14 protein-coding genes are annotated in these 17,340 nt (G+C 68.9%); 2 read left to right on the top strand and 12 right to left on the bottom strand.

Annotated elements, in window-relative coordinates:
• Positions 1 to 4: 4 nt before the first annotated feature.
• The 7 genes from CR157_RS11850 to CR157_RS11820 all read right to left on the bottom strand — a co-directional run bounded on the left by CR157_RS11850 (position 5) and on the right by CR157_RS11820 (position 11,096).
• Positions 5 to 796 (bottom strand): MlaA family lipoprotein, encoded by a 792-nt coding sequence (locus CR157_RS11850; protein WP_110283737.1) that lies wholly within the window; start codon positions 794 to 796, stop codon positions 5 to 7.
• Positions 796 to 1,956 (bottom strand): beta-ketoacyl-ACP synthase III, encoded by a 1,161-nt coding sequence (locus CR157_RS11845; protein WP_110283736.1) that lies wholly within the window; start codon positions 1,954 to 1,956, stop codon positions 796 to 798. Before CR157_RS11845 ends, CR157_RS11850 begins: the two co-directional genes overlap by 1 nt.
• Positions 1,953 to 5,897 carry an ATP-dependent RNA helicase HrpA gene (hrpA, locus tag CR157_RS11840; RefSeq protein ID WP_110283735.1) on the bottom strand — a complete coding sequence of 1,315 codons (3,945 nt, stop codon included), beginning with the start codon at positions 5,895 to 5,897 and terminating at the stop codon, positions 1,953 to 1,955. Before hrpA ends, CR157_RS11845 begins: the two co-directional genes overlap by 4 nt.
• A 250-nt stretch (positions 5,898 to 6,147) precedes the next feature.
• The gene (locus tag CR157_RS11835) at positions 6,148 to 7,824 is read right to left on the bottom strand and encodes an AMP-binding protein (protein WP_110283734.1); all 1,677 of its coding nucleotides are present in this window, start codon (positions 7,822 to 7,824) and stop codon (positions 6,148 to 6,150) included.
• Between the two features lie 187 nt (positions 7,825 to 8,011).
• Positions 8,012 to 8,803: a class II glutamine amidotransferase gene (locus tag CR157_RS11830; RefSeq protein ID WP_110283733.1), complete on the bottom strand. Its 792-nt coding sequence runs from the start codon at positions 8,801 to 8,803 to the stop codon at positions 8,012 to 8,014.
• Positions 8,796 to 10,652, bottom strand: a complete 1,857-nt coding sequence (locus tag CR157_RS11825; RefSeq protein WP_181422045.1) for a vWA domain-containing protein — start codon at positions 10,650 to 10,652, stop codon at positions 8,796 to 8,798. The genes CR157_RS11830 and CR157_RS11825 overlap by 8 nt, the downstream gene beginning before the upstream one ends.
• 9 nt (positions 10,653 to 10,661) lie before the next feature.
• Entirely contained in the window at positions 10,662 to 11,096 is a 435-nt protein-coding gene (locus tag CR157_RS11820; RefSeq protein WP_110283731.1) for a hypothetical protein, read from the bottom strand.
• Between the two features lie 71 nt (positions 11,097 to 11,167).
• On the opposite strand from CR157_RS11820, the gene CR157_RS11815 reads away from it, so the two are divergent.
• On the top strand, positions 11,168 to 13,276 hold the full coding sequence (locus CR157_RS11815) for a S9 family peptidase (protein ID WP_110283730.1): 2,109 nt from the start codon (positions 11,168 to 11,170) through the stop codon (positions 13,274 to 13,276).
• Between the two features lie 81 nt (positions 13,277 to 13,357).
• Positions 13,358 to 14,338, top strand: a complete 981-nt coding sequence (locus CR157_RS11810; protein WP_110283729.1) for a cysteine synthase A — start codon at positions 13,358 to 13,360, stop codon at positions 14,336 to 14,338.
• Here the strand turns inward: CR157_RS11810 and CR157_RS11805 are convergent.
• From CR157_RS11805 to CR157_RS11785, 5 genes are all read right to left on the bottom strand, one after another.
• Positions 14,335 to 14,784 (bottom strand): YcgN family cysteine cluster protein, encoded by a 450-nt coding sequence (locus CR157_RS11805; RefSeq protein ID WP_110283728.1) that lies wholly within the window; start codon positions 14,782 to 14,784, stop codon positions 14,335 to 14,337. The genes CR157_RS11810 and CR157_RS11805 overlap by 4 nt on opposite strands.
• Before the next feature lie 64 nt (positions 14,785 to 14,848).
• On the bottom strand, positions 14,849 to 15,160 hold the full coding sequence (locus CR157_RS11800) for a YcgL domain-containing protein (protein WP_110283727.1): 312 nt from the start codon (positions 15,158 to 15,160) through the stop codon (positions 14,849 to 14,851).
• Positions 15,157 to 16,287 carry a ribonuclease D gene (gene rnd, locus CR157_RS11795; protein ID WP_110283726.1) on the bottom strand — a complete coding sequence of 377 codons (1,131 nt, stop codon included), beginning with the start codon at positions 16,285 to 16,287 and terminating at the stop codon, positions 15,157 to 15,159. Before rnd ends, CR157_RS11800 begins: the two co-directional genes overlap by 4 nt.
• A 35-nt stretch (positions 16,288 to 16,322) precedes the next feature.
• Entirely contained in the window at positions 16,323 to 16,943 is a 621-nt protein-coding gene (gene recR, locus CR157_RS11790) for a recombination mediator RecR (RefSeq protein ID WP_110283725.1), read from the bottom strand.
• Positions 16,944 to 16,965: 22 nt separating this feature from the next.
• Positions 16,966 to 17,292, bottom strand: a complete 327-nt coding sequence (locus CR157_RS11785) for a YbaB/EbfC family nucleoid-associated protein (protein ID WP_110283724.1) — start codon at positions 17,290 to 17,292, stop codon at positions 16,966 to 16,968.
• Between the last annotated feature and the right edge of the window lie 48 nt (positions 17,293 to 17,340).

Raw genomic sequence — 17,340 nt, 5'->3', positions numbered from 1 at the left:
TTCCTCAATCGGCGAAATCGCCGTCGTCGAAATCCGTATCATCGAACTCGAAGTCGTACTCGTCGGTGGCGAAGGGATCTTCGCCCAGTTCGCCGTCGCTGACCTCGAAACGCCGCCGCTGCAGCCAGGCATCGCGGATGAAGCTATAGCGATCACCACGGATCAGCTCTTCCTGATCCAGCAGGCCGGCCCGTGTATCCACCACCCTCAATCCGGTCAGCCCGAAGCGCACCTTGTCGTCCTCCACATAGGCGAGGGGATAAGTGTACGTGTCCAGCGGCAGACCGGCAGTATCACGCACGGTACTCGGCCCGAGGAGAGGCAGCACCAGATAGGCCCCTTCGCCCAGGCCCCAGACCCCGAGGGTCTGGCCGAAGTCCTCCTCGCGGCCGGTGATCTCCATCTGGGTGGCGTAGTCCCACAGGCCGCCGATGCCCAGGGTGGTGTTGATCAGGAAGCGCGAGGAGGCGATGCCGGCATTGCCCGGCTTGCCCTGCAGCACACTGTTGAGGGCGGTGCGGATCTCGCCGAGGTTGGAGAAGAAGTTGCCCACCCCCGTCTGTAGCGGCTGTGGCGTCACGGTGCGATAACCCCGTGCCACCGGCTTCAGCACCGCCCGGTCCAGGGCGTCGTTGAAGGCGAACACCCGGCGATTGAACCCCTCCCAGGGGTCATCGGGATGGCGCTCCTCCACCGCAGCGGTGCTGGCACACCCGGTCAGCAGCGCCACCGCCAGCAGCGCCGCCAGGCCGCGCCCCACTGTGCCCACTCGCCGCGTTCTCTCCGCGTAGCGCATCACCTGCTCCCTCCCTGGCCGTGCCGTTGCTCGATCACCCCATGCCCGCTTTGGCGACGCACCACCACGCTGCCGGCACTGTAGCCCGCGCCAAAGGAGCAGACCACACCGACGGCGCCAGGGGCAAGATCCTGGCGGTGCAGGTGGAAGGCGATGATGGAGCCAGCCGAGCTGGTGTTGGCATAGCGGTCGAGAATGATCGGGGCCTGCCCGGGCCCCGGATCGTGGCCGAGCACGCGCCGGGCGATCAGGTCGTTCATGTGGCGGTTGGCCTGGTGCAGCCACAGCCGCGCGAGGTCGTCACCCGCGAGTTCGAGACTTGCCAGGTGGTCGGTGATCAGGGCCGCCACCAGGGGGCAGACCTCCTTGAACACCCGCCTGCCCTCCTGGACGAACAGCTTGTCCGGCGCCTGGGGATCGCTGTCGGTGACTCGATCGAGGAAACCGGCGTTGTTGCGGATGGCATTGGAAAAGCGCGTCACCAGACGGGTGCCGAGGATCTCGAAGCCGCTCTCGGCGGTGGCCAGCTCGTCACTCTCCAGCACGATGGCGGTGCAGGCATCGCCGAAGATGAAGTGGCTGTCGCGGTCGCGGAAGTTGAGGTGCGCCGAGCAGATCTCCGGGCTGACCACCAGGGCCCGGCTCGCGTTGCCGACACGGATCGCATTGGCCGCGGTCTCGATGGCGAAGGTCGCCGAACTGCAGGCCACGTTCATGTCGAAGGCGTAGCCTCCGGCACCGAGCGCCGCCTGCAACTCCACCGACACCGCCGGATAGGGGCGCTCGAGGTTCGAGCAGGCGACGATCACCAGGTCGATGTCGGCGGCGGCCACGCCAGCCGCTTCCAGCGCCTCGCCGGCGGCCGCGACGCCCATCTCGCCCTGGATCGAGAGTTCGTCGTTGCTGCGCCGGGGCAGGCGCGGGCGCATCCGCTCGGGATCGAGGATGCCCTCGGCATCGAGCACGTAGCGATTGAGAATGCCCGACGCCTTGACGATGAAGTCGCTGCTCGAATAGTCGAGGCGCTCTTCGACGCCCGCCTCGGCCCGGCGGGCGTTCTCCGCCTCCACCCACGCATTGAACGCGGCCACCAGGGCATCATTGTCGACGGCATGCTCCGGTGTGAAGAGGCCGGTGCCGGTGATCACCACCTGGGTCATGCTGTTCTCCCTGTGAGTTCCGCCCAGCGCTTCTCGAGACGCTTGACCGAGACCGGAAACTTCGTGCCCAGCTGCTGGGCGAAGAGCGAGACCCGCAGCTCCTCGATCCACCAGCCGAACTCCACCAGTGCCGGGTTATCGATGCCGCCGCGGCGCTCGCTCTCGCGGCGGGCGGCCAGGCGCTGTTCGAATGCCTGGAGCTCCTGCATGTGCATCTGGTCGCGCATGCGTTCCCGGGGGGCCTTCTCCAGACGGATCAGCGCCGCCTCCATGTAGCGAGGATACTCCTCGAGCCACTCCCCCGCCTCGCCGACGAAACCGGGATGCACCAGCCGCTGCATCTGTGCCTTGAGATCACTGTATACCAGCGCAAGTGCCAGGTTCAGGTTGCCCTTCAACGCCTTGGTCACCGCCAGGTGCCCCTTCAGCGCCGCCTCCAGCGTGGCCAGTCGTGCCTCGGCCCGGGGCAGCAGTTCGTCCCGGGTCTCGTCGAGGCGTGCCTCGAGCTCGGCCGCCGAGCGAGGCAGCGGCGCCACCGCCACCACCTGGCGGAACACCGCCGTGACGACGTCCTCGCTGAGCTGACGCTTGCTGCCCACCTTGGCGAACAGCAGCGCACAGGTATCGAGGCCCTTGAGCCGCTCGATGGCGCGCGCCTGGTCGGGCAGGCGGCGCATCGCCAGGCGCACCACGCCAGCGCGGTGGGCCTCCTCGGCCTTGTCGGGGTGGTCGAAGAGCTCGACCCGGAAACGCTCGCCGTCGGGCACCAGGGCCGGGTAGGCCTCGACGCGAATACCGGCCTGGGTGGTGACCCGGGACGCCGGCAGCGCCGCCTCGGGCAGCTCGTCGACCGGCGCCTCGAGCCTGGCCTCCTCGGTCAGCGCCCGGGCGCCCTGCCCCGCCGCCTCCTCGAAGCGCCGCTCCAGCGCCCGGGCATCGCGCCCCTGGCCGAGCTCGCGTCCCTCGTGGTCGACCACCCGGAGGTTCATCACCAGGTGCGGCTCCAGGGCATCGAGCTGCCAGTCATCGGGATGCACGCGCACGCCGGTACGGCGGCGCAGGAACTCGCCCAGGGCCTCGGTGAGCGGCGCGTCATCGGGAACGAGGGTCTCGAGGGCCGCATCGACCCAGTCGGGGATCGGCACCACCTGGCGGCGAACCGCCTTGGGCAACGACTTCATCAGCGCGATGCACTTCTCGCGCAGCAGGCCCGGCACCAGCCACTCGAGGCGTGCCAGCGGCAGCTGAGGCAGCATCGCCGCCGGCACGGTCAGCGTCACGCCATCGTCGGGGGCGCCGGGCTCGAAGTGATAGGAGAGCGGATAGCGCACCCCGTTGAGCGACAGTTCGTCGGGATACTGCGCCTCGGTGACCTCCTCGGCCTCGCGGGCCAGCAGGGCGGCGCGGTCGAACTTGAGGATATCGGGCTCCTCGGCCTCGGCCCGCTTGCGCCAGGCCTCGAAGCCCTTGCCGTTGTGGATGTCCTCCGGGATGCGCTCGTCATAGAAGGCGAACAGCGTCTCCTCGTCGACCAGGATGTCGCGGCGCCTGGCACGGTCCTCGAGGTCCTCGACCTCCTCGATCAGGGCCCGGTTATGGGCGAAGAACTCGCCCCGGGTGCGGAACTCGCCCTCGACCAGCGCCCGGCGGATGAAGAGCTCCCGTGACTCCTGCGGGGCGATGGGCCCGTAGTGCACCTTGCGCCCGGCGACGATGGGGAGGCCGAACAGGGTCACCTGCTCGCTGGCCACCACCTGCGCCCGCTTCATCTCCCAACGGGGCTCGCTGTAGGAGCGCTTGACCAGGTGGCCGGCCAGCGGCTCGATCCACCGGGGGTCGATCCTCGCCACGGTGCGGGCGAAGAGCTTGGAGGTCTCGACCAGCTCGAAGGCCATCAACCACTTGGGCGACTTCTTCGCCAGGCCCGACCCCGGATGGATGAAGAACTTGCGGTTGCGGGCGCCCAGGTACTCGCGATTCTCCGTGAGCAGCCCCAGGTGCGAGAGCAGCCCGGTGAGCAGCGCCTGGTGCATCCGTACGGCGCTCTCGCGGCGGGCCTGGCGTACCGCCTGCTCGTCCTCGTCCCCGCTGCTGGACTCGGGGCGGGGCGCCGGCGGCGGCACCTCGATCTCCATGTCGCGCAGCAGCTGGCGCAGCTGGCGGAAGGTGTCGTGCCACTCGCGCAGGCGCAGGTAGTTGAGGTAGTGGTCGCGGCACCAGCGCCGCAGGCGGTTGCCGGAGAGTTCGTCGCGGGCGGCCTCGAAGCCGTGCCAGAGGTTGAGCAGGGCGACGAAGTCGGAGTCGGGATCGTGCCAGCGGCGGTGCGCCTGGTCGGCGGCCTCACGTTTGTCCGCCGGGCGGTCGCGGGGGTCCTGCACCGCCAGCGCCGAGACCACGATCAGTACCTCGCGCAGGCCGCCCTGCTCGGCCCCGGCCAGCACCATGCGCGCCAGGCGCGGGTCGATGGGCAACCGGGCCAGCTTGCGGCCGATCGGGGTCAGGCGATTGCCGGCGTCCACCGCCCCGAGTTCGAACAGCAGGCGGAAGCCGTCGGTGACGAAGCGCGAGTCGGGCGGGTCGACGAAGGGAAAGTCCTCGATGTCGCCGAGCCGGAGCGACAGCATCGACAGGATCACTGACGCCAGGTTGGTGCGGCGAATCTCGGGGTCGGTGAACGCGGGCCGGGCAAGAAAGTCCTCCTCGTCATAGAGACGAATGCACACCCCCTCGGCAATGCGCCCGCAGCGGCCCTTGCGCTGGTCGGCACTGGCCTGGCTGACCGGTTCCACCGGCAGGCGCTGGATCTTGGCGCGGTAGCTGTAGCGGCTGATGCGCACCAGGCCCGGGTCGATGACGTAGCGGATGCCGGGCACGGTGAGCGAGGTCTCGGCCACGTTGGTGGCCAGCACGATGCGCCGGCCGGCATGGGGCGCGAAGACGCGGTTCTGCTCGGCGTTGGAGAGCCGCGCATAGAGCGGCAGGATCTCGGTGCCCTTGAGGTCGGCACGGCGCAGGGTGTCGGCGGTCTCGCGAATCTCGCGCTCGCCGGGCAGGAACACCAGGATGTCCCGCGGGCCGTGGAACCAGCGCTTCTCGCGCTCGACGGCCGCGATCTCCTCCACGGCGTGGAGGATGCCCTCCTGCAGGGTGCGGTCCTCCTCGTCGTCGGCCTCGCGCACCAGCGGACGATAGCGCACCTCCACCGGCCAGGTGCGTCCGGAGACCTCCACCACCGGCGCCGGCCGCGGCGTGCCGTCGGGGCCCGGCAGGGCGAAGTGCGCGGAGAAGCGCTCCACGTCGATGGTCGCCGAGGTGATGATCACCTTGAGGTCGGGGCGGCGCACCAGCAGCCGCTTGAGGTAGCCGAGCAGGAAATCGATGTTGAGGCTGCGCTCGTGGGCCTCGTCGATGATGAGCGTGTCGTAGCGGCGCAGGTCCGGGTCGTGGCGGGTCTCCGCCAGCAGGATGCCGTCGGTCATCAGCTTGACCAGGGTGTCGTCGCCGGTCTGGTCGGTGAAACGCACCTGGTAGCCCACCTGCTCGCCCAGCGACACCCGCATCTCCTCGGCCAGGCGCGCGGCCACCGAGCGGGCCGCCAGGCGCCGGGGCTGGGTGTGGCCGATCAGCCCGCGCCGCCCCAGGCCCAGCTCCAGGCAGAGCTTGGGCAGCTGGGTGGTCTTGCCGGAGCCGGTCTCGCCGGCCACCACCACCACCTGGTGGTCACGCAGCGCCGCGAGGATCTCGTCGCGGCGCTCGGCCACCGGCAACGCCTCGGGGTACTCGAGGGTTACCGGGATGGTGGCGCGGCGGGCCGCCGTCCGCTGCGAGCGCTCCAGCGCTTCGCGCACCTGGCCGAACCCGCGGTCCACCGGCTTGCCCTCCTTCAGCCGCCGGGCGAGGCCGTGCAGGCGCTTGTCCAGGGTGGGGACATCGCGCAGCATGGCGTCATCGAGCCCCCGGCGCAGGGCCTGGAGTTCATCGGTGGCAGAGCGTGTCGCGGGGTCTAGCGGACGGATAGCGGTGGTCACGTTGGGCTCGATCGACTCCGATAAGTGAGAGCAAAGACACAACCCGCTCCGGCAGCCGGAACGGGCAGTTCATTGTAACGCCGTGTACCACGCGACGCCTAATCCGGGCCATTGGTATTGGCTATGGGGTCGCCACCGTCAGCCTATCGATGCGGCCGACGACTCAGGAGGGGGTGCGGTTCTGGCCCTCGTCACGCAACTGGCGGCGCAGCACCTTGCCCACATTGGTTTTCGGTAGCTCGTCGCGGAACGCCACGAATTTCGGCACCTTGTAGCCGGCGAGCTCCTTCTTGCACCAGGCTCGCAGGGACTCGGCGTCCAGGTCCTTGTCCCTGGCCACCACGAACAACTTGATCGCCTCGCCACTCGCCTCGTCGGGCACGCCCACCGCGGCGGACTCGACCACCCCCGGATGGGCGGCCACGACGTCCTCGATCTCGTTGGGATAGACGTTGAAGCCGGAGACCAGGATCATGTCCTTCTTGCGGTCGACGATACGGATGTAGCCGTCCTCCTGGAGCACGGCGATGTCCCCGGTATGGAACCAGCCCTCGGCGTCGATCGCCTTGGCGGTCTCGTCGTCGCGATTCCAGTAGCCCTTCATCACCTGGGGGCCCTTGACGCAGAGCTCGCCGGGCTCGCCCAGCGGCAGGTCGTGGCCGTCGGCATCGGTCACCTTCACCGAGGTGCCGGCCACGGGCTTGCCGATGGTGCCGAGCTGGATGGCGTCGACGGGATTGAAGCTGACGATCGGCGAGGTCTCGGTGAGCCCGTAGCCCTCGGCGATGGCACAGCCGGTGATCTCCTCCCAGCGTTGCGCCACCGCCTTGGTCAACGCCATGCCCCCGGAGATGGTCAGGTGCAGCTGCGAGAAGTCGAGGCCGCGGAAGTCCTCGCGGTTGCACAGGGCATTGAACAGGGTATTCAGGCCGATGAAGCCGGTGAAGGGGAGCCCCTTGAGCTCCTTGACGAAGTTGTCGAGGTCGCGGGGGTTGGTAATGAGGACGGAATGGTTGCCGGTCTCCACCATGAACAGGCAGTTCACCGTGAAGGTGTAGATATGATAGACCGGCAGCGGCGCGATGATGGTCTCGGCGCCATCGGTCAGGGCGGGGCCGATCGCCTGGCGTGCCTGGAGCATGTTGGCGATCAGGTTGCGGTGCGTGAGCATGGTGCCCTTGGCCAGCCCCGTGGTACCGCCGGTGTACTGCAGCGCGGCGATGTCGTCGGCCCGGCGAGCGACTTCCGTGTGGCTGCACCCGGCGCCCGTCTTGAGCGCCTGGCGGAAGGGCGTGGCGCCGGGCAGCGAGAAGCGGGGCACCATCTTCTTGACGTACTTGACCACGGCATTGATCAGCTGCCGCTTGGGGAAGCGATGCAGGTCGCCGAGCTCGGTGACCAGCACATGCTGGATATCGGTACGGTCGAGGACCCTCTCGAGCTTGTCGGCCATGTTGGCCAGGATCAGGATGGCCTTGGCACCGGCGTCCTTGAACTGGTGTGCCATCTCGCGCTCGGTGTAGAGCGGGTTGGTGTTGACCACCACCAGGCCGGCTCGCAGGGCGCCGAACACCGCCACCGGGAACTGCAGCACGTTGGGCAACTGGATGGCGATGCGGTCGCCCGGCTGCAGGTCGGTCTCGTGCTGCAGCCAGGCGGCGAAGTCGCCGGAGAGGCGGTCGAGTTCGGCGTAAGTGAGCGTCTGCCCCATGCAGCTGAAGGCCGGCTTGTCGGCGAAGCGCCTGACCGAGGCGTGGAAGACATCCATCACCGAGTCGTAGTGGTCAAGCCCTTCCAGCTCGGGGCCGATCAGGATCGGGGCAGCGGCGTGCTCGTTCATGGACGCGATCTCCTCGGTATCGTCGACGGCGTGCGACGGTTGTTGTTTTCCTACGATATACCGCCACGGCATCGCTGTAAAACGAACGATTAAAACTATCGTTTGCTCGCGATACACCGTCCTGCAAGGCGCCCTCTCACAGGCTTCAAGCTGGCCCAGGCTCTTACGCCTGGCAAGTCGCGGCTTTTCACGCTAGGCCATGACGGGCCACGATCTCGCCGTCCTTCCACACCAGCAGCTCGCCGGGGACCATGCGCACCCAGTCCTCGTTGTCGGTCAAGGGCTCGGTGGCGAGCACCGAGACGACGTCGTCGGGCGTGGTGTGTTCGGCGAAGTTCACCGTCAGCTCGGCATCCGAGAGGTTGGCCCGGCCGAAGGGCGCGCGCCGGGTGATATGGGCCAGCCTGGTCGAGCAGAAGGCGTAGAGATAGTCGCCGTCGGCCAGCAGCAGGTTGAAGACGCCGAGCCCGCGCAACCGCTCGCAGAGCCGGTGGAGCAGGCGCCACAACCCCCGGCGCTGCTCGTCATCGGCCGGCAGCTCGGGAAAGCGGCGACGCAGTTCGCCCAGCAGCCAGCAGAAGGCGTGTTCGCTGTCGGTGTCACCCACCGGATGATAGAAACCCAGCGGCAGCGTCTGCCAGCCGGTGAGCTGGCCGTTGTGGGCATAGCACCAGGGCCGCCCCCACATCTCGCGTACGAAGGGGTGGGTGTTGGCCAGGCGCACCTGGCCCACGTTGGCCTGGCGGATATGGCTGATGACGATGGTCGACTTGATCGGGTAATCACAGATCAGCCGGGCGATGGGCGAACGAACCGACGGGTGAGGGTCGCGGAAATCGCGGTATCCGCCCTCCTCGTAGAAGGCGATGCCCCAACCGTCGCGGTGCGGTCCGGTGCCACCACCACGATGCAGGAAGCCGGTGAAGCTGAAGCAGATGTCGGTGGGCACATTGGCACTCATGCCCAGCAGCTCACACATGAGGCTCCTCCCGATGCACGACCCGCCGCCACCGCCGGCGACGCCTGATCAGCAGCAGCAGCACCAGCAACAGCACCACGGCCAGCGTCACCCCCACCCAGAGCCGCGGGTCGCGTCCATGGGACTCGGCCAGTCGCTCCAGCCCCGGACGGCCTTCCTGCCACAGTTCCATGGCACGGCGCGGCAGGGCATTGACCAGCGCCACGAAGCGGTCGGCGGCAGCGAGCGACTCCTCCTCGCCCCCCCTCTCCAGGTCGGGGTCGAGATTCTCGTCGAAGCGTTCGCCGGCCAGCGTCGGGCCGGCCATGTCCGCCAGGTCGAGGCCGGTGCTGGCGTCGGGGTTGAGCAGCAGCCGCGGCAGGCGGATCTCCCGGGTCTCGCCGTCCAGGGTGACCCGCGCCGTCAGCAGCAGCGGGCGGCTGATGGCGTCGTCCAGTTCGGGTAGCGGGAGATGCCAGCGCCGAGGCGCCACGGCCTCGGCCTCGAGCGTCTCGCCCTGTAGCTCGCCCGAGAGCTCGGTGTTGTCACGATCGAGACGCGGATGCTCGGCGGCCAGCACCACGCGGTCGGCCCGGGGGTCGTGCCTCGCGCCGATGGCGGGCAGCACGTTGACCGCCTGGATGCGCTGGCGATGGAAGTCTTCGCCCTCGGCATGCAGCTCCAGCCGGGCGTTGCCGGTCAGGGCCGGGGCCGGCAGCACCCCGACGAAGCGGCCATCCCGCTCCTCCAGGCGCACGGCGGCCTGGACGCTGCCCTCCGCATCGTACAGCTGCACGTCCATGACGATTTCGTCGACCCCCTCGACGAGCGGTTCGCCATCGCGTTCGAGCCAGACCTCCAGCGGCAGCGGGAAACCGAGGTAGAGGGTCGCCGGCAGGCCGCCGGTATGCAGCCTCAGCGGCGCGACCACACTGATCCGGCTGTCGCCGCCCGCCTCCCCCTCCAGGCGCCACTCGCCGGGCTGGGGGTCGGGGATGCGAATCAGGTCGAAGCGCGGTTCCACCTGCCAGTGGCTGCCCTCCGGGCGGTCGTCGGCACGATAGACGGTGCCGTCGGGGGCGATCAGGCTCAACGGCTCGCCGTCGGGGTCATGGAACAGCAGTGCCGAAAAGGACTCGACGTCCGGATCGATGATGAAGCGCCCCTGCTCGAATGGCACCTGGTCGGTGGGAAAGATGCGCTCGAAGATGTCGAGGAAGGCCCCGAGCAGGCTCTCGGGGGTCTCGACCATTGCCGGCAGGCCGCCGGTGAGCTGGGAGAGGCGCTCCACCAGCGCCAGGTCGGCTTCCTCGGAAAAGGCGACGCCGTGTACCGCCACTCCCTCGCTGGCCAGCCGAGGCGCCAGGTCGTCGAGCAACGCCAGCCGCGAGGCACGATCCACGCCGGGCTTGGCCCCGCGGGCCGGCGGCAGGTCGATCATGCCATCGGTGAGCAGTACCAGATGGCGCCCGCCGTTGGGGTCGGGGGTCGCCGCCTCGCGCAATGCGGCCTCGATGTCGGTGAACTGCTGGTACTCCACCAGCGCCGGCGCCAGGGCCAGGGCCTGGCGGCGCCATTCGGCATCCACGCGGCCCAGCGGCAGGGGGTTGTCGACCCGCTCGCCGAAGGTCCAGACACCGGCACTGACGCCCCCCGGCAGCAGCGACACCAGCAGCTCCAGGGCGCTGGTGCCGAGCTGGTTGGGATCGTGCTCCTTCATGCTGCCCGAGACATCGATGATCACCCGGATGTCCGGCTGTTCCCCGACCTCCTGGGCCAGGCCTGGCCCCGCCGCCAGCCACAGCAGGCTGGCCGCCACCAGCAGCCCGCGGACTCGACGTCCGCGCCTGCCCACCATCCACCAAGCCATCATGGCTCCTTAGCCGATCATCGGCTCCCGGCGCGCCCCGTCGCTACCGCGGCGGGGTGGCATGGGCTCGTCATCCTCGTCCATGTCGACGTAGTCGTGACGATGACGCCCCCGCCACCAGAGCAGCAGCCCGAGCCCGGCCCCGGCCAGACCGCCCGCGACCAGCAGCAGCAGCGCCGGCACCATCACCGAGGCGTTGCGTTCCAGGAACGCCACGGCGGCGACCATCACCGCCGGCGCGAAGCCGGTATAGACCTCGCCCTCCTCGAGCAGCGGCAAGCGGAAGCGCGCCGGCATCCAGATCACCCCGGCTACCAGCCAGGTGATCACCAGCCGTGGCAAGCGCGGCAGGAAACCCAGCCCCAGGTAACCGGTCAACACCACCACCAGCGACAAAAACCCGTAGCTCAGCCATAGTAGGGAGATCGAATCTGTTATCGGCATCGATACCTCGCAGCCCGTGCGTCCCGCGACGCACTGTCTTGAAATGTTTTAAGTATGGTACATCCCGCGCAATGAAAGCACAGCCGCCCCGTGACAATCCCCAGCCCGCCGACGACACCCCCGTGGCCCGCTTCCGCCGCGCCGACGATCCCGAGTGGCACTGGCTGGAGAATCGAGACGACCCGGAGGTGACCGCCTTCCTCGAGGCGGCCAACCGCGAGTCCGCGGACTGGTTCGTCCCGCTGGACGACCTGGTGGAGCGACTCTATCACGGCCACCTGGCACGCCGTGAGCTCGCCGTGCATGGCCTGCGCACGCCGCTGGACCACTACACCTACTGGAGCGAAACGGCGGTGGATGCCGACTACCCGGTGTGGTGGCGCCATCCCAACGGTCGCGACGACGCGGCCGAGATATTCCTCGACCTCCAGGCCCGCGCCGCGCCCCACCACTACCTTGAGTTGGGCGACATGGCGCTGTCGCCGGACGAAGCCTGGCTGGCCTGGACCGAGGACGCCCGCGGCGACGAGACCTTCGAGCTCTACCTCAAGCGACTGCCGGACGGCGAACCGGTGAAACTGCTCGAGGAGATCGGCCCCGAGCTCAGCTGGGCCGAGGACAACCGCACCCTGCTGTTCACCCGCTACGACGCCACCCAACGCCCGGAGAGCATCTGGCGACTGCCGCTGGCGGAAGGGGCGACCGGCATGCCGGAGGCGGGCGAGCCCACCCTGGTACTGCGCGAGGAGGACCCCGAGTTCTGGCTGGGGCTGGGCAAGACCCGCTCCCGGGAGTGGCTGGTGCTGGAGAGTGCTTCGAAGGATACCAGCGAGTGCCACCTGATTCCGGCCCGGCAACCGGCGACGGCACCACGCTGCTTTCGCCCCCGTGAAAGTGGCGTCGAGTACGCCCTCGACCACCGTCCCGGCCACTTCTATGTGCTGCACAACCGCGAGGCCCCCCACTTCCGCCTCGACCGGGTGGATGAGGGCACCGTCGTCGCCGGCTCCACCCGGGCGCTCCCCTGGCAACCGCTGCTCGCCCATTGCCAGCACGAGACCCTGGAGGGCGTCGATGCCTTCGACTGGGGGCTGGTGATCACCGCGCGCGACCATCACGAGGCGCAGGTGTATCTGCGCATTCTCGAGCTGGACGGCGCCCATGCCATTACCCGCGACGAGCGCCTGCCGCTACCGGAGACGCCCTGCAGCCTGGCCCTGGGCGACTCGCCCCACTTCGATGCACGGCGCCTGCGGCTGCGTGAGGAGTCCTTCACCCTGCCGGTGACCTGGCTGGAGCACGACCTGGACAGCGGCGAACGCCGCCTGCTCAAGCAACAGCCAATCCACGGCGACCTCACGCCGGCGCAGCTGGTCTGCGAGCGACTCTGGGCCACGTCCCACGATGGTGAGCGGATCCCCGTCTCCGTGGTGATGCGTGCCGATCTCACCGGGCATCCGCTGCCGACCCTGCTCTACGGCTACGGGGCCTATGGCGAGGTGCTCGATCCCTGGTTCTCGGTGGCCCGGCTGGAACTGCTCGCCCGCGGCATGGCCTTCGCCGTGGCCCACGTCCGCGGCGGTGGCGATCGTGGCGAACCCTGGTACCTGGCCGGCAAGCTGGAGCACAAGGAGAACAGCTTCCGCGACTTCCTGGCCGCCCGCGATGCCCTGGTCGCGAAGGGCATCAGCGATGGCGAGCGCATCGCCGCCTACGGGGCCAGCGCCGGCGGCCTGCTGGTCGGCGCCAGCCTCAATCTGGCGCCCGAGTCCTTCTGTGCCGCGGTGCTCGACGTGCCCTTCGTCGACGTACTGCGCACCATGGAAAACCCCGACCTGCCGCTGACCACCGCCGAGTACACCGAGTGGGGCAATCCCGGCGAGCCCGATGCCCGCCGGCGTATCCTCGCCTACTCGCCGCTGGACAACCTCTCGGCCCGGCCCTGGCCCACGGTGTTCCTGCAGGGCAGCTGGCACGATACCCGGGTGCCCTACTGGGAGCCCGCCAAGCTCTACGCCCGGCTGACCGAGCTGGGTACCGCCCGCGGCCCCGTCCTGATGCGCACCGACATGGCCGCCGGCCACGGCGGGGCCTCCGGCCGCTTCAAGGCCTGGCACGACAATGCCCGCCAGGATGCCTTCATCCTCTGGGCACTGGGACTGGAAGAGCGGGAAGGCTGAAGATACCGGCGGCTTGTCGTCGACCGGCTCCGAGGGTCCATACTGCACTCAGCGATATCGTCAGGATCCGGGAGGTCCACGATGGATGACCGTATCTGCGCAGGCTTCGCCGGGGCGGTGGGCCGCACGCCGCTGATCCGCCTCGCGCGGTTTTCCGAGGAGAGCGGTTGCGACATCCTCGGCAAGGCCGAATTCATGAACCCCGGGGGCTCGGTCAAGGACCGTGCCGCACTCTACATGGTCCTCGACGCCGAACGGCGCGGATTGCTCGGCCCCGGTGGCACTGTGGTGGAGGGCACGGCCGGCAACACCGGCATCGGCCTGGCGCATATCTGCAATGCCCGTGGCTACCGCTGCGTGATCGTGATTCCCGAGACCCAGACCCGGGAAAAGATCGACCTGCTGCGCACCCTCGGGGCCGAGGTGCATACCGTGCCGGCCAAGCCCTACCGCGACCCCGACAACTACCAGAAGATCGCCGGACGCATGGCAGCGGACATGGACAACACCATCTGGGCCAACCAGTTCGACAACACCGCCAACCGTCAGGCCCACTACGAGACGACCGGGCCGGAGCTCTGGGAGCAGACCGGGGGACGTATCGATGCCTTCGTCGCGGCCACCGGCACCGGCGGCACCCTGGCCGGGGTCAGCCGCTACCTCAAGGAGCAGCGTCGCGATGTCCGCTGCATTCTCGCCGACCCCAGCGGCAGCGGCCTGTACCGTTACGTCACCACCGGCCATCCGGATGTGGTGGGCGGCAACTCCATCACCGAGGGGATCGGCAGCACCCGGGTGACCGCCAACCTGGAGGGTTCGCCGCTCGATGACGCCTTGATGATCCCGGACCAGGAGGCCGTCACCACCGTCTACCGCCTGCTCCATGCGGAGGGGCTCTTCCTGGGCAGTTCCTCGGGGATCAACGTGGCCGCCGCCATGCACGTCGCCCGGCAGCTGGGGCCGGGCCACACCATCGTCACGGTGCTGTGCGACGGCGGGGGGCGCTATTACTCGCGGCTGTTCAATGCCGAGTGGCTGGCCGGCAAGGGGTTACACGCCTAGCCATCGATGGGCAGGATGGCGATGATGTGGTCCTCGAGCTCCTCTTCGGGGACCTCGCTCTGGGAGACGGCGAAGCTGCGCACGCTGATGCCCTTGCGGTGGACCCGCTCCGGGTCCCCCGAGATCAGCGGGTGCCAGCCGGCGAGCTTGCGCCCCTCGGCGAGGCGGCGATAGGCGCAGGACTTCGGCAGCCAGCGGAACTCCTCGATGCGCGCGGGGGTGAGCTGGGCGCAGTCGGGCACCTTCGCGAAGCGGTTCTCGTAGTCGCCACAGCGGCAGCCGTGGATGTCGAGCAGCCCACAGGCGACATTGAGCACCGCGAGATCACCGCTCTCCTCGTCCTGGAACTTGAGCAGGCAGCACTGGCCGCAGCCGTCGCACAGGGCCTCCCACTCCTCGGGGGTCAGCTCCTCGAGGTCGAAGCGCTCCCAGAATCGCTCTCGCATGCTCTCTCCTTCGCGCGGGGACGGGCGCGATCAACGGGTTGTGCGCAGCCTGGGGCGCGATGGATCAATATCTTGCCTCGGTGGGCGTGCGATAGAGGTCGAGCAGGTACTCCTCCTTGGCCGGCGGCATCTGCAGGTAGAAGCCCTTGTCGCGAATCGCCGCCATGACGTCGGCGGCCTTCGCCCGGCCCAGCGTCTTCTCCGGGGTGAGGATCAGGGTCATCGCCGGCAGTGGCCTGCCGAAGCGCTCGAGCAGTGCCTCGGGCACCTCGCCGAGCCCCTTGCGCTTGTCCACGTAGAGATACATTTCGTCCAGGCGCGGGCTCTTGAATATCTCGCACAGCAGCTTGTCGCCCTTCATTCGATCGTCACTCATCCGTCATTCGCCTCGTCCAGGGCCGCCCTGAGCCCCATGTTCAATCGTTCGCCACGCCAGCCGCCGGGCAGCGGCAGCGGTTCGCCCTCGAGGTCGGCGGTCACCAGCGCCTCCAGGTCGCGCCGGCGCATCAGCACCTCGGGGGCCAACCCCAACGCCTCGGCCTCGCCCCTCACCACCCGCTTGAGGGCCTTGAGGCGCTTCTTGAAGTCCGGCGCCATCGGCGAGGGCATCGCCGGTGGCAACGCCTGCTCGTCGACATGCAGCGCCTCGCGCACCAGGGTCAGCAGCGCGTCGCCCTCGCGCTTGACCAGCGTCGGCTTGACCTCCTCGACCTGGGCCAGCTCGTAGCGGTTCTCGGGCAGCCGCTCGGCGATGGCGTAGAGCAGGCGGTCGTTGACCAGCCAGCCCCGCGGCACGTCACGGCGACGGGCCTCGCCCTCGCGCCAGGTGGTCAGCCGGCGGTAGGCCTCGATCTGGCACGGCGAGAGCCGCCACAGCTGGCGGTTGCGCAGGTACCACTGGCCGTCGGCGGCATCGCTGCGGGCCGCCTGGGCGACCATCTCGCGGCAGTCGGCCTCGAGCCAGGCCATCCGGCCCTGCCGCTCGAGCGACTCGCGCTGGTGCTCCCACACCTGCACCAGGTAGACCACGTCCAGGGCGGCATAGCTCAGCTGGGCATCACTGAGCGGGCGCAGCAGCCAGTTCGAGCGGGTCTCGTCCTTGGGCAGGGTCTCGCCGGTCCAGTGCTGCACCAGCCGCTGGTAGCCCATGGCGGGGTCTTCGCCGAGCAGACCCTGGGCGAGCTGGGTGTCGACCAGCGGGGCGGGCGGCACCCCGGCCCAGTGGGCGAAGACCTCGAGGTCCTCGCTGCTGGCATGCAGCAGCTTGAGCGCCCCCTCGGAGAGCAGGCGCCGGAAGGCGTCGGTGCACTCGACCTCGAGCGGGTCGACGACGAAGGCCGGGCCGCCGGCGGAGAACTGGATCAGTGCCGGCACCGGGTGAAAGGTGTTCTCGCGGAAGAACTCGGTGTCCAACGCGATCACTTCCGCTCCGGCCACCTCGGCACAGGCGGCGTCCAGGGCGGCGGGGGTATCGATCCAGTGAATCTCGGGGGTCAGGGGCATGCGGCATCCGGCAGGCAGTGGGACGGGAAAGGGGATCAGTCGCCCTGGAACGGCAGGCGACCGTTGAAGGCACGGCTCAGGGTACCGCCATCGACGTACTCGAGCTCGCCGCCCATGGGCACGCCATAGGCCAGGCGCGAGAGCGTCACGCCCCGGGAGGCGAGCTGGGAGGCGATGTAGTGGGCGGTCGCCTCACCCTCCACGGTGGGATTGGTGGCGAGGATCACCTCCTCGACGCCGCCCTCGGCCGCCTCGCTTCCAGATACCAGGGCCTCGAGCTGGTCGAGGCCGATGTCCTCGGGGCCGATGCCATCCAGCGGCGAGAGGTGGCCGTGCAGCACGAAGTAACGGCCGCGATAACCGCCAGCCTCCTCGATGGCCAACTGGTCGGCGGGAGACTCGACCACGCAGAGCACGCTGTCGTCGCGCCGCGGGCTTTCGCAGAGCGTACAGACCGCTTCCTCGGTGAGGGTGCGGCAGCGCCGGCAGTAGCCGACCTCCTCCAGCGCCACGCCCAGCACCTCGGCCAGGCGCCGGCCACCATCGCGGTCGCGTTCGAGCAGGTGCATGGCCATGCGCTGGGCGGTCTTGGGGCCGACGCCGGGCAACACCCGCAGCGACTCCATCAGTCGATCGACCAGGGGAGAGAAGCTCATTGGCAGCCCTTTCCGGCAGACATCAGAAAGGCATCTTGAAGCCCGGCGGCAGGTTCAGCCCCGCGGTGGCCTCTTCCATCTTCTCACGGGAGTTGGCCTCGACCTTGCGCACGGCGTCGTTCACCGCGGCGGCCAGCAGGTCCTCGAGCAGCTCCTTGTCCTCTTCCATGATACTGGGGTCGATGTCGACCTTGCTGACATCATGGCGGCCATTCATGGTTACCTTGACCATGCCGGCACCGGCCTCGCCCAGGACCTCGGCCTTGGCGACCTCCTCCTGGACGCGCTGCATCTTTTCCTGCATCTCCTGGGCCTGCTTCATCAGGTTGCCCATTCCGCCCTTCATCATGGGGGATTCCTCTCTTGGTCGTGTGAATGCCGCTGTGATCGGGTGCGG

Source organism: Halomonas sp. LBP4 (assembly GCF_003202205.1).
Classification (GTDB): domain Bacteria; phylum Pseudomonadota; class Gammaproteobacteria; order Pseudomonadales; family Halomonadaceae; genus Halomonas; species Halomonas flagellata.
This window is presented reverse-complemented; position numbering and strand designations above follow the sequence as displayed.

Excerpts from the sequence above, each read along its gene's own strand:
- CR157_RS11805 (WP_110283728.1), bottom strand. The coding sequence starts at position 14,784 with ATGCGAGAGCGATTCTGGGAGCGCTTCGACCTCGAGGAGCTGACCCCC.
- CR157_RS11800 (WP_110283727.1), bottom strand. The coding sequence starts at position 15,160 with ATGAGTGACGATCGAATGAAGGGCGACAAGCTGCTGTGCGAGATATTC.
- CR157_RS11850 (WP_110283737.1), bottom strand. The coding sequence starts at position 796 with ATGCGCTACGCGGAGAGAACGCGGCGAGTGGGCACAGTGGGGCGCGGC.
- CR157_RS11810 (WP_110283729.1), top strand. The coding sequence starts at position 13,358 with ATGGATGACCGTATCTGCGCAGGCTTCGCCGGGGCGGTGGGCCGCACG.
- recR (WP_110283725.1), bottom strand. The coding sequence starts at position 16,943 with ATGAGCTTCTCTCCCCTGGTCGATCGACTGATGGAGTCGCTGCGGGTG.
- rnd (WP_110283726.1), bottom strand. The coding sequence starts at position 16,287 with ATGCCCCTGACCCCCGAGATTCACTGGATCGATACCCCCGCCGCCCTG.
- hrpA (WP_110283735.1), bottom strand. The coding sequence starts at position 5,897 with ATGCTGCGCGATGTCCCCACCCTGGACAAGCGCCTGCACGGCCTCGCC.
- CR157_RS11835 (WP_110283734.1), bottom strand. The coding sequence starts at position 7,824 with ATGAACGAGCACGCCGCTGCCCCGATCCTGATCGGCCCCGAGCTGGAA.
- CR157_RS11785 (WP_110283724.1), bottom strand. The coding sequence starts at position 17,292 with ATGATGAAGGGCGGAATGGGCAACCTGATGAAGCAGGCCCAGGAGATG.
- CR157_RS11820 (WP_110283731.1), bottom strand. The coding sequence starts at position 11,096 with ATGCCGATAACAGATTCGATCTCCCTACTATGGCTGAGCTACGGGTTT.
- CR157_RS11815 (WP_110283730.1), top strand. The coding sequence starts at position 11,168 with ATGAAAGCACAGCCGCCCCGTGACAATCCCCAGCCCGCCGACGACACC.
- CR157_RS11845 (WP_110283736.1), bottom strand. The coding sequence starts at position 1,956 with ATGACCCAGGTGGTGATCACCGGCACCGGCCTCTTCACACCGGAGCAT.
- CR157_RS11830 (WP_110283733.1), bottom strand. The coding sequence starts at position 8,803 with ATGTGTGAGCTGCTGGGCATGAGTGCCAATGTGCCCACCGACATCTGC.
- CR157_RS11825 (WP_181422045.1), bottom strand. The coding sequence starts at position 10,652 with ATGGCTTGGTGGATGGTGGGCAGGCGCGGACGTCGAGTCCGCGGGCTG.